This is a genomic window from Microcella sp. (assembly GCF_030645145.1).
Classification (GTDB): domain Bacteria; phylum Actinomycetota; class Actinomycetes; order Actinomycetales; family Microbacteriaceae; genus Microcella.
Genome location: NZ_JAUSMI010000064.1, coordinates 1 through 7924, shown reverse-complemented (window position 1 = coordinate 7924; position 7924 = coordinate 1). Strand labels below are relative to the sequence as shown.

The following is a 7924-nucleotide window of genomic DNA, read 5'->3' as shown; positions in this document are numbered from 1 at the left end:
GAGCTCGGCGCCGCGATCGCCGGCCGACGAGCCCACGGCCGCGATGGCGACGCCGGGGACGATCGCCGGAGTCGGCGCGCGCGACGCGGCCACGGACATCCGGTCGACGCGCTCGAGCGGCTGGGGTGCGCGCCTGGAGGTCCTGAAGAAGCGTCCGCTCGCCGTCGCCGCGACCGTGACCGCGGCGATCGCGCTCCTGATCGTCGGCTTCGGCGCGTCGACCGCGATCGCCGGCCTCGTCGCGGCCGAGGCGCCGCCCGCCTCGCCCGACTACCCGGTCGTCGAAGGCGTGCTCGGCGAGCATCTCGATCAGCTGCAGAGGAGCGTCGCCCCGTGACCCGTCGCCTGATCTCCGCCCTCGGCGGAGGCGCCCTCCTCGTCGGCCTGCTGGCCGGGTGCGCGCCGACGCCCAGCTACGACCCCACGACCGCCGAGCGGCTGCAGCAGCACGTGCTCGCCGTGAGCGACTCCTCCGCCGTCGGCGACTGGGCGACCACCCGGACCCGACTGCTCGAGCTCGAGGCCTCCGCCTCGACCGCTCTCGCCCGCGGCGAGATCACGCAGGAGCGCTTCGACGCGATCATGTCGGCCCTCGCCCTCGTGCAGGCCGACGTGGATGCCGCCATCGCCGCTGCGGAGCAGGCGGCTGCCGAGCAGGCGGCCGCCGAGCAGGCAGCCGCCGAGCAAGCGGCTGCGGAGCAGGCCGCCGCCGAGGAGGCCGCGCGCCAGGCAGAGGAGAAGGACGACAAGGGCAAGCCCGACGACAAGGGCAAGGACAAGGACGACGACGACGACGACTGATCCGTCATCGAAGGGGCCCGCTCGACTTGCTCCTGCATGACAGGACGGCGCCGCTTGTACCGGTGAGCGGCGCATCGCGCAACCCCTCCTCCACAATGCGACGCTGAGCGGATCCGGGGATACCGTGAACGCGATGACGATCGAGGCGATTCACGGCAGCGCGGTCGACCCCCGGGTCGGGCGCGCCATCGGCGAGCGCTATCGCGTCGAGCGGCTCATCGGTCGGGGCGGCATGTCGACGGTCTACGCCGCGACCGACACCGCACTCGGACGCACCGTCGCTCTCAAGATCTTCTCGAGCGTCGCCCGGGGCGACTTCGACCGGCAGAGCGCGGAGATCGGCGTTCTCGCCGGCCTCAGCCACCCCGGGCTCGTCACCCTCTACGACGCGTTCGAGGCCGACGACGGCGAGGGCGTCATCGTCCTGGAGTTCGTCGACGGCCCCGACCTGCGGCAGCGCCTCCGACAGGGGCCCCTCGACGCGGGGGCCGTCCGCCTTCTCGGCCGCTCGATCGCCGACGCCCTCGCGTACGTGCACGGTCACGGAGTCGTCCACCGCGACGTCACCCCGGCCAACATCCTCCTCCCCGGCGAGCGGACGCACGGCAGCCTGCCGGTCGCGAAGCTCACCGACTTCGGGATCGCCCGCATCGTCGACAGCACCCGGCAGACGAGCGAGGGCTCGGTCATCGGCACCGCGAACTACCTGAGCCCCGAGCAGGCGCTCGGCGCCGCCGTCGGACCCGCGAGCGACGTCTACTCGCTCGGGCTCGTCATGCTCGAGGCCCTGACCGGCGAGCGCGCCTTCCCCGGAACGGGCATCGAGGCCCTCGCCGCGCGACTGCACCGGCCTCCGGCCATCCCGGAGACCGTCCCCGCGGGCTGGCGCGACATCATCGCCGACTGCGTCGCCCGCGAGCCCGCCGAGCGGCCGAGCGCCGACGACGTGGTGCGTCGACTGCGACGCCTCGGCCGGGCATCCGCCTCGTCGGCCGCGCCCACGACCGGGGCCGCAGCCTCCGTCGATGAGCCGACCGCGGCGATGGCGCCGTCGTCGGCTCCGATCCCCTCGTCACTCGCTGCGCCGTCGCCGCTCGCGCCGAGCCTCACGATCGAGCAGGCCATCGCCGTCGATCCGATCATCGTCACGGCCCAGTCGCGCAGAGTACGACTGCGCGGAAGGGACGACTACCCCGGAACGCCGAGACGCGGTCCCCGCGCGCTCGTCCTCTACACCGTGATCGGCGTGATCATCGCCGCGCTCTCGGTGGGGCTCCCCCTCCTCCTCACGGCTGAGCGCACCGCGCCGGTCGAGATCGTCGAACCGGACTACCCGGCCGTCGACGGCACGCTCGGCGGGCACCTCGAACTGCTGCAGCGGCTGGTGTCGCGATGAAGCGGCGCGCAGCGGTCCTCCTGGCGCTCGCGATCGGGCTCGCCGGCTGCTCCGCCACGGAGTCCTCCCGCACCTACACGCCGACGGCCGCGAACGAGCTTCAGTCGGTCGTGCTCGAGATCTCCGAGGCTGCGAGCGCGGACGACTACGCAGCCGCCGCCGGCTCGCTCGACGAGCTCGAGGCCGCGGCCGTCGCCGCATTCGCGCGCGGCGAGATCAGCAACGCACGCTATGACGCAATCATGGTCGCGATCCGTCTGGTGCGCTCCGATCTCGAGACCGCCATCGCTCAGCAGGTCGAGGAGACGCGCGACCCCACACCGACTCCCGAGCCGGCCGAGGCCGAACCGGGCACGAGCGGCGGGTCGGCCGGCGGCACCGGCGGCACCGGCGGCGGCACGACCTCGGGCGACGACAGCAGCAGCGACACCGGCAACGGCAACGGCAACGGCAACGGCCGCGGCAACCCGGGCGAGCCCGGCCCGCCGGACGACCGCGGCAAGCCGAAGGACTGAGTCGCCGCCGCGCCGCTGACCGCTACGGCCCGAGCGCTCCGCTCGCGATGAGAGCGTCGGCCTCGGCCCGCGCCCAGCGCTCCGCCTCCAGTACGCCCTCGAGCGTCATGGGCTGCGCCTCGTGCCGGTCGACGACCGCGCGCACGACGTCGAGGATCCCCAGATAGCTCACCGCGCCGTCGTGGAAAGCGTGCACCGCCTGCTCGTTCGCCGCATTGAACACCGCGGGGTAGGTCGCCCCGGCGAGTCCGACGCTCTTGGCGAGCGCGACGGCCGGAAACGCCTCCTCGTTGAGAGGAGCGAAATCCCAGCGGCTCGCGGTCGTCCAGTCGAGCGGGGCGCCGACACCCGCGACGCGGCGCGGCCAGTCGAGGCCGAGCGAGATCGGCAGGCGCATGTCGGGCGGCGAGCACTGGGCGATCGTCGACCCGTCGACGAACTCGACCATCGAGTGCACGATCGACTGCGGATGCACGGTCACGTCGATGCGGTCGAAGGGGACGTCGAAGAGCAAGTGGGCTTCGATGACCTCGAGCCCCTTGTTGACGAGCGTCGAGGAGTTGGTCGTGATGACCTTCCCCATGTCCCACGTGGGGTGCGCGAGGGCGTCGGCCGGGGTCACGTGGGCGAGCTCGGCGCGCGAGCGCCCGCGGAACGGCCCGCCGCTCGCGGTCAGCACGAGCCGGCGCACCTCGTGATGCTCGCCCGCGAGCAGCGCCTGCGCGATCGCGGAGTGCTCGCTGTCGACGGGAACGATCTGCCCGGGCGCCGCGAGGCTCGTGACGAGCGAGCCGCCGACGATGAGGCTCTCCTTGTTGGCGAGAGCGAGGATGCGCCCTGCGCGCAGCGCCGCGAGCGTCGGCGCGAGACCGACCGACCCGGTGATGCCGTTGAGGACGACGTCGCAGGCGGCATCCCGCACGAGCTCGGCCGCGGCCTCGGCGCCGAGGGCGACGTGCTCCACGGAGTGGGCGCGCGCCTGGGCCTCGACGAGCTCGCGGTTGCGTCCCGCTGCGAGCCCGACGACCCGGAAGCGGTCGGGGTTCGCCGCGATGACCTCGAGCGCCTGGACGCCGATCGAGCCGGTGGAGCCGAGGATGATGACGTCGCGCATGGTCACCATCCTGCCCGACGCGCGCCGGGCATCCCCCGCCCTTAGCTCGTGGCGAGGATGTCGACGACGAAGACGATCGTGTCCTCCGCGCCGATCGAGCCGTCGGGCGTGCCGCCCTGCGGGCCGTAGCCGAGCTCGGGCGGGATGATCGCGATGACCTGCGAGCCGACGAGCTGACCGACGAGCGCGTCGCGGAAGCCGGGAATCACGCCGCTCGTCGGGAACGACGCGGGCTGGCCGCGCTCCCAGCTGGAGTCGAAGATCTCGCCCGTGTTCCAGTTGATGCCCGTGTAGTGGACCGTCACGGTGTCGTCCGCGCCGACCTCGTCGCCGTCGCCCTGGATGAGCGTCGCGAGCTGGAACTCGGTCGGCGGCTCCTCGTCGGGGATCGTCATGGTCGGCTCGCCGTTCTCGGCGAGCTCGACGGTCGGGAAGCCCTCCGGGGCCTCCTCCGCGCTGCCCTCGGCGCGCTCGAGCGGCTCGGCCGCGATCGAGACGACGTCGGCGACGAAGACGAGCGACTGCTCGGCCTCGAGACCGAACTGCGCCTGGCCCTCCGCGCCGAACGCGTCGGCGGGCGGGATGACGCCCACGACGCGCGAGCCCTCGGTGGCGCACACGAGCGACTTGGACAGGCCGGAGAGCAGCTTGGACTCGCTGTCGACGAGCACCTGGACGGTCTGGCCGGCCTCGAAGGTCGTCTCGATCTGCTCGGCGGTGCCGCCGTTGAGGATCGTGTAGCTGACGTTCACGGTGTCGCCCTCGGCGACGGCGGCCCCGTCGCCCTCGATGACGACGGTGCGCTCGGTCTCCTCGGGCTCCAGCGGGCCCTCGAAGGAGATCTCGGGCTGCGCCTCGAAGTCGCCCGCGACGGTGATCGCCTCGGAGGAGGCGCCCGACGCGGTGGGCTCGCAGGCCTCGTTCGCCCGGTCGGCGGTGGAGTCCTCCGCGGCCGGCGAGCACGCGGCGAGCGTGGCCACGAGGCCGAGCGAGAGGAGAAGAGCGGAGGTGCGGCGCACGAGAGAGTCCTTTGCGTCAGCGGGCACGAAGTCCCCATCCTCCCACGGACGGCCTTGGTGCGGGCTCCGAGCGGGTACTCCCCCGCCGCTACTCGCTCGCGATGAGGATGCGCACCTCGTGGTGGACCGGGAAGCTCACCGAGTTCGCGATAAAGCACAGCTCGCTCGCCCGCTCGTGGAGCGCGCCGGCCCGGTCCGCATCCGCCCCCGTGTGCTGCGCCGCGAGCGTCACGATCGGGCGCAGCGTCGCCTCGGTCAGCCGGCCGCCGTCGCCGACCGTCTCAAGCGTGCCCGTCGCGTCGTCGGTGTAGTCGACGACGACGAGGCCGTTCGCCGAGGCCACGTGCAGGTAGCTCAGCATGTGGCACTGGGCGAGGGCGGCGATCACCATCTCCTCGGGGTTCCAGCGCTCGGCGTCGCCGTGGAACGTGCGATCGCTCGACCCGTCGATCGCGTGGTTCTTGCCCTCGGCGAGGATGCGGTGGTCGCGACCGTAGGCGCGGTACGAGGCCGTGCCCTCGCCCCTGTTCCCCGTCCACTCGATGCGGACGGCGTAGCCGTGGTGCGCGCTCATGATCGTTCCGCCTTCCGGCCCGGGCGGAGGACCCGGGAGTACACTCATCCCACCATGACTGACACCCTCTCCGCCTCCGTTCCGAGCGCCATGAGCGAGCACGAGGTCGCTCAGGAGCGCCGCATCGTCACCGCCGTGCCCGGTCCGAAGTCGCAGGCCCTGCACGCCCGCCGTCTCGAGGTCGTCTCCGGCGGCGTCGGCACGACCCTCCCCGTCTACATCGACCGCGCGCACGACGCGATCGTCGTCGACGTCGACGGCAACCACTTCATCGACCTCGGCGGCGGCATCGGCGTCATGGGCGTCGGTCACTCCAACGACGCGGTCGTCGCCGCCGTCCAGGAGCAGGTCGCCAAGCTCACCCACACGCTCTTCACGGTGACCCCGTACGAGCCGTACGTGCGCGTCGCCGAGCTGCTCGTGCAGCACACGCCCGGCGACCACGCCAAGAAGGTCGTTCTGGTCAACTCGGGCGCCGAGGCGCTCGAGAATGCCGTGAAGATCGCGCGCAAGCACACCGGCCGCAACGGCGTCGCGGTGCTCGACCACGGCTACCACGGCCGCACCAACCTCACGATGGCCATGAACTTCAAGGCCATGCCCTACAACCTCGGCTTCGGGCCGTTCGCGGGCGACGTGTACCACGCGCCCAACTCGTACCCCTTCCACGACGGGCTCTCGGGCGCCGAGGCCGCCAAGCGGACGATCTCGTACCTCGAGAAGCGCGTCGGCGCGCAGGATCTCGCGTGCCTCGTCGCCGAGCCCATCCAGGGCGAAGGCGGCTTCATCGTGCCGGCCGAGGGCTACCTCCTCGCTCTGCAGGAGTGGTGCACCGCCAACGGCATCGTCTTCGTCGCCGACGAGGTGCAGTCGGGCGTCGCCCGCACGGGCGCCTGGTACGCGAGCGAGCACTTCGGGCTCGTGCCCGACATGATCACGACCGCGAAGGGCATCGCGGGCGGCATGGTGCTCGCGGGCGTCGTCGGCCGCGCCGAGATCATGGACTCCGCGCACGCGGGCGGGCTCGGCGGCACGTACGGCGGCAACCCGGTCGCGTGCGCCGCGGCGATCGCCGTCTTCGAGCAGATCGAGGAGCGCGGGCTCCTCCACGAGGCCGCCCGCATCGAGAGCACGCTCGTGCCGCTCTTGCGCGAGCTGCAGGCCAAGCACCCCGTCATCGGCGACGTGCGCGGCATCGGCGCGATGATCGCGATCGAGTTCGTTGACCCCGAGACGCACGAGCCCGACGCGGCGACGGTGTCGCGCCTGGCCGCGGCCGCCGCCCAGCACGGCGTGCTCGTGCTCACCGCGGGCACCTACGGCAACGTGATCCGCTTCCTCCCGCCGCTCGTCATCAGCGACGAGCTGCTGCGCGAGGCGGTCGCGGTGCTCGACACCGTGCTCTCGGAGGCGTGAGCGCCCGCAGCGACGGCGGTGTCCCCGATCACGGCGCGCTGACCGCCGAGGGCTCGGTCGAGCTCGCGGTCATCGAGCGGTCGGGGCTCGTCGAGTCGCGCCACCTCGGCGCCGTCGCGCTCGTGGATGCCGACGGGCGCGTCCTCCGCGCCCTCGGCGACATCCACGCCACCGTCTATCCGCGCTCGACGCTCAAGCCTCTCCAGTCGATCGCCGTGCTCGGCACCGGCGCGCGCTTCGCCGACGACGAGCTCGTGCTCGCGACCGCCTCGCACTGCGGGTCTCCCGCGCACGTCGCCGTCGTCGAGCGGATGCTCGCGGCCGACGGTCGCGACGCCTCCGCCCTGCAGTGCCCGGCCCAGTGGCCCCTCGGCGCCCGCGCGCGCTCCGACCGCCGCGCCGCCGGTCTGGGCCCGGCACGGGAGACGATGAACTGCTCGGGCAAGCACGCCGGATTCCTGCGGGCGAGCGACGCGCTCGGGGCCGACGCCGCGACCTACCTCGACCCGGAGCATCCGCTGCAGCGGCGCATCCGCGCCACGATCGAGGAGTGGACGGGCGAGACCGTCCGGCACTCGAGCATCGACGGGTGCGGCGCACCGCTGCACGCGACCTCGCTCGCGGCGCTCGCGCGCGGCATCGCCCGCGTCTCGAGCGGGCGCACGCACGAGGCCGCGCGGCTCATGACCGCGGTCGCCGCCGAGCCGTGGGCGATCGACGGACCGGGGCGCGCCAACACCCTCGCGATCGAGAGGCTCGGCGTGCTCGCGAAGATCGGCGCCGAGGGACTCGTGGTCATGGGCACGCGCTCGGGCGTCGCCGTGGCGGTGAAGGTGCTCGACGGCTCCATGCGCGCGACGACGCCCGTCGCCCTCGCTCTCCTCGTCGCGGAGGGCCTCGTCGACGCGGATGCGGCCGCCGAGGTGCTCGACGCGATCGTCGAACCCGTGCTCGGCGGCGACGAGGTCGTCGGCGCCCTGCGCGTGACGGTCTAGTTGTAGTGCCCAGGCAGGTTGTTTGAGAGGCGGCTGGCGGGCGGAAGCTTTCCGATCGCAGTGTGGGGCCGGTGCTGATTGTAGAAGTGCAACC

General features: G+C 72.9%; 8 protein-coding genes and 1 pseudogene. 6 read left to right on the top strand and 3 right to left on the bottom strand.

The genetic code is table 11. The features are described from left to right. The 4 genes and pseudogenes from Q7T15_RS03880 to Q7T15_RS03865 form a co-directional block, all read left to right on the top strand. A pseudogene (locus tag Q7T15_RS03880) lies at positions 1–337 on the top strand (hypothetical protein); the annotation flags it as partial. Beyond that, entirely contained in the window at positions 334–801 is a 468-nt protein-coding gene (locus Q7T15_RS03875) for a mucin-associated surface protein (protein WP_304693468.1), read from the top strand. The pseudogene Q7T15_RS03880 and the gene Q7T15_RS03875, both read left to right, overlap by 4 nt. A gap of 133 nt (positions 802–934) precedes the next feature. Continuing rightward, positions 935–2197 carry a serine/threonine-protein kinase gene (locus tag Q7T15_RS03870; protein WP_304693466.1) on the top strand — a complete coding sequence of 421 codons (1263 nt, stop codon included), beginning with the start codon at positions 935–937 and terminating at the stop codon, positions 2195–2197. Next, positions 2194–2712 (top strand): hypothetical protein, encoded by a 519-nt coding sequence (locus Q7T15_RS03865; protein WP_304693464.1) that lies wholly within the window; start codon positions 2194–2196, stop codon positions 2710–2712. The genes Q7T15_RS03870 and Q7T15_RS03865 overlap by 4 nt, the downstream gene beginning before the upstream one ends. A 22-nt stretch (positions 2713–2734) precedes the next feature. Here the strand turns inward: Q7T15_RS03865 and dxr are convergent, their stop codons facing one another. From dxr to Q7T15_RS03850, 3 genes are all read right to left on the bottom strand, one after another. Then, on the bottom strand, positions 2735–3826 hold the full coding sequence (gene dxr / locus Q7T15_RS03860) for a 1-deoxy-D-xylulose-5-phosphate reductoisomerase (RefSeq protein ID WP_304693463.1): 1092 nt from the start codon (positions 3824–3826) through the stop codon (positions 2735–2737). 41 nt (positions 3827–3867) lie between these two features. Further along, positions 3868–4872: an FKBP-type peptidyl-prolyl cis-trans isomerase gene (locus tag Q7T15_RS03855; RefSeq protein ID WP_304693461.1), complete on the bottom strand. Its 1005-nt coding sequence runs from the start codon at positions 4870–4872 to the stop codon at positions 3868–3870. 61 nt (positions 4873–4933) lie between these two features. After that, positions 4934–5419 carry an OsmC family protein gene (locus Q7T15_RS03850; protein WP_304693458.1) on the bottom strand — a complete coding sequence of 162 codons (486 nt, stop codon included), beginning with the start codon at positions 5417–5419 and terminating at the stop codon, positions 4934–4936. Positions 5420–5473: 54 nt separating this feature from the next. Here Q7T15_RS03850 and gabT point away from each other — a divergent pair, with 54 nt between their 5' ends. Further along, the gene (gene gabT / locus Q7T15_RS03845; protein ID WP_304693456.1) at positions 5474–6835 is read left to right on the top strand and encodes a 4-aminobutyrate--2-oxoglutarate transaminase; all 1362 of its coding nucleotides are present in this window, start codon (positions 5474–5476) and stop codon (positions 6833–6835) included. Next, positions 6832–7830, top strand: a complete 999-nt coding sequence (locus Q7T15_RS03840; RefSeq protein ID WP_304693454.1) for an asparaginase — start codon at positions 6832–6834, stop codon at positions 7828–7830. Before gabT ends, Q7T15_RS03840 begins: the two co-directional genes overlap by 4 nt. Positions 7831–7924: the final 94 nt, after the last annotated feature.

Bases quoted from the DNA above. Each gene is read 5' to 3' on its own strand.
- Q7T15_RS03870 (WP_304693466.1), top strand. From the start codon at position 935: ATGACGATCGAGGCGATTCACGGCAGCGCGGTCGACCCCCGGGTCGGG.
- Q7T15_RS03865 (WP_304693464.1), top strand. From the start codon at position 2,194: ATGAAGCGGCGCGCAGCGGTCCTCCTGGCGCTCGCGATCGGGCTCGCC.
- dxr (WP_304693463.1), bottom strand. From the start codon at position 3,826: ATGCGCGACGTCATCATCCTCGGCTCCACCGGCTCGATCGGCGTCCAG.
- Q7T15_RS03850 (WP_304693458.1), bottom strand. From the start codon at position 5,419: ATGAGCGCGCACCACGGCTACGCCGTCCGCATCGAGTGGACGGGGAAC.
- gabT (WP_304693456.1), top strand. From the start codon at position 5,474: ATGACTGACACCCTCTCCGCCTCCGTTCCGAGCGCCATGAGCGAGCAC.